General features: G+C 67.2%; 5 protein-coding genes. 4 read left to right on the top strand and 1 reads right to left on the bottom strand.

Annotated features, from left to right (window positions below):
• The coding region (locus ACFQEU_RS14360) for a thiazole biosynthesis protein (protein ID WP_379783260.1) at positions 1 to 843 on the bottom strand (843 nt) is incomplete at its 3' end.
• A 249-nt stretch (positions 844 to 1,092) separates the two neighbouring features.
• Here ACFQEU_RS14360 and ACFQEU_RS14355 point away from each other — a divergent pair.
• The 4 genes from ACFQEU_RS14355 to ACFQEU_RS14340 all read left to right on the top strand — a co-directional run.
• Positions 1,093 to 1,359 carry an eL43 family ribosomal protein gene (locus ACFQEU_RS14355; RefSeq protein ID WP_122105282.1) on the top strand — a complete coding sequence of 89 codons (267 nt, stop codon included), beginning with the start codon at positions 1,093 to 1,095 and terminating at the stop codon, positions 1,357 to 1,359.
• On the top strand, positions 1,359 to 1,493 hold the full coding sequence (locus ACFQEU_RS14350; protein ID WP_006114270.1) for a DNA-directed RNA polymerase subunit P: 135 nt from the start codon (positions 1,359 to 1,361) through the stop codon (positions 1,491 to 1,493). The genes ACFQEU_RS14355 and ACFQEU_RS14350 overlap by 1 nt, the downstream gene beginning before the upstream one ends.
• A gap of 110 nt (positions 1,494 to 1,603) precedes the next feature.
• A complete protein-coding gene (locus ACFQEU_RS14345) occupies positions 1,604 to 1,924 on the top strand; it encodes a KEOPS complex subunit Pcc1 (protein WP_379783258.1) in 321 nt (106 codons plus the stop codon).
• Positions 1,925 to 2,185: 261 nt separating this feature from the next.
• A partial coding sequence (locus ACFQEU_RS14340) for a prefoldin subunit beta (RefSeq protein WP_379783262.1) occupies positions 2,186 to 2,557 on the top strand: 372 nt, incomplete at its 3' end.

The raw sequence follows: 2,557 nt of genomic DNA, 5'->3' as shown, positions 1-2,557 counted from the left end.
CTTGCCCGAGACGAGCATCGCGCCGAACGTCGGGCCCATCCGCGGGAGACCGTGCGCGGTTGCGACCGCCATGCCGGTCGCGACCACTCCCTCGTGCACGAGGCCGGTGTGCTCGACGACGGCGTCCTCGCTCTCGGCGACCCACATCGAGTCGTGGCCGGGGGAGTCGTGGCCGGGCGCGCCGTACTCGTCGTCGCTCGTCGCGTCCATACCCAGGTCCTGTTCGCCGGCTTGTCGGATCCCCGGCGCGTCGAGCGCTCCTCGCTCGGCCAGCTTCGTCACGGCGACCGCGTCGTGGCCGGTCGCGTCGATCACGAGGTCGGCCTCCACGGCGATGGGGTCGACGCAGGTGATCTCTCGCGGGAGCGCGTGGACGGGCGTCCAGTTCATCACGATCCCGCCGACACGGTGGTCCTCACGGACGACGATGTCGGTGAACTCCGTCATGTTCTGGATACGTGCGCCCGCGTCACACGCCGCCTTGATCAGCCCCGAACAGGCCTGCGGCCCGGCGGCGGTGTACAGCCCGTCCGTCTCCTCGACCGCATCGTACGGGACGGCAAGGTCATCGAGGACCGACTGGGCGGGGTCTCGAACCGTCACCGTGTTCATGAGGAACCCGCCGAGCCAGAACCCTCCGCCGAGGTAGTTGTTCTTCTCGACGACCATCACGTCTACACCCCGTTCGGCGAGCTCTCTCGCCGCCATCAGCCCCGACGGGCCGCCCCCGATCACGATCACCTCGGTGTCCGAGAACTCCATGAACCCGTCCGTCCACTCCCGGCCGATCGCCCGGGTCACCGCCGATTCGTCCACGTCGCTGAAGCCGTCGAAGTCGAGCATACAACTTAGTTATAATACTAACTAATAAAAACGCTTGTGGTCGGGGGTGTCGGCGTGGGTGGATCGCCGATATCGGTTGCGAGACCGTGACGGGCTGGAACTCTCCGCGGGATGACCAGTAGCGGTCACGGGATGACGAGCAGCGGTCTCGGAACGACGAGCAGCGGTCGTGACAGTCGCCACGACCGGCCCCCAGGACGGGTGCGACTCGTAGCCTTTTTATTCGCGCTGCCGGTATTCACCTCCACTATGGCTGAGGACAAGGCACGAAGCACCGGGAGCGCGGGCCGATTCGGCGCACGCTACGGTCGCGTCGCTCGGAAACGAGTCAAGGACATCGAAGCGGAGATGCGCAACGCGACCGTCGACGGCGACGACGTCAAGCGCGTCGGCACCGGGATCTGGGTGAACGAGGAGACCGGCGAGACGTTCACCGGCGGGGCGTACCGGCCGGAGACCCCCGGCGGCCGCACGGTTCGCCGCTCTATCCGCGCCGCGCTCGCCGACGAGGAATAATGAGTTACAAGTGCTCCCGCTGTAAGCGCGACGTGACCCTCGACGAGTACGGCGGCGTGCGCTGTCCCTACTGTGGCCACCGCGTCCTCCTGAAGGAGCGCGGCGGCGGGATCAAGGAAGTCGACGTCGAATAACGTCTCACCAACCCCGCGTCGTGACCGATCGTGTCACAGCCGATCGTTCGACGCCCGACCGCATCTCTGCCGACGGTTCGACGGCTGACTGCTCCGATATCGACGGCTCGATGATCGACGACTCCTCCACTGACCCCTCCCCGACCGACAAGGAGCGGACGGAACCGGTCGCGGACCGCGACCACGAGGCCGTCCTCTCGTTCCGATATGCCACCGATCGGCGGGCACGTCACATCGCGGGCGCACTCGCCCCCGAGGTCGGGGACCTCGACGAGTCGCGGTCGGCGGCGACGGTCGACCGAGGAACCGACCGCGACGACGTCGTCCGAGTGCGGATCGTCGCGGACGACCTCGTGGCGCTTCGAGCCGGGATCCGGAGCTGGTCTCGGCTCGTCGCGGTCGCCGAGGACGTGACGCGTGAGCGACCCTGATTCGCGGATGGCCGTGGTTCGCGGATGGCTATGATTCGCGGATGGCCGTGGTTCGCGGATGGCTATGATTCGTGGATGACCATGATTCGCGGATGACCGGCTAGGGACATCGCCGACTTCCTGTGGCTCCCTGGCAGTGGCGACGTCGCCGATAGTAGCACTACCGGCCGTCTCCCCCCGGATTCGCGTCCGATCCCCGCACGAAAGAGAAATCGGGGGTTTTTCCCTCCGGGCCGCGTCGGTCCGACCATGCAAGGGAACATGCCGCCCGAGGCACAGGAGAAGATCGAGGAGCTGCAGGAGCTGCAGGAGACCGCACAGCAGGTCGCCGAGCAGAAGGAGCAGGCCAAGACCGCGCTCAACGAGTCGAAGACGGCGCTCGATGCGCTCGAGGACGTCGACGAGGACGCGGGGATGTACCGCGAGATCGGTGAGGTCCTCGTCGAGACGGACTACGAGTCCGCCTACGACGACCTCGAGAACAAGGTCGAGTCGCTCGAGGTCCGAACCGAGCAGCTCGAGAAGCAGGAGGAGCGCGTCCAGGAGCAGTTCGAGGAGCTGCAGAGCGAGCTCCAGCAGATGCTACAGGGCGGCGCGGGCGGCGGCCCGATGGGTCCCGGCGGCCCGGGCGCC

It is taken from the genome of Halorubrum tibetense (assembly GCF_042661865.1).
In the GTDB taxonomy this organism is placed as follows: domain Archaea; phylum Halobacteriota; class Halobacteria; order Halobacteriales; family Haloferacaceae; genus Halorubrum; species Halorubrum tibetense.
This window is presented reverse-complemented; position numbering and strand designations above follow the sequence as displayed.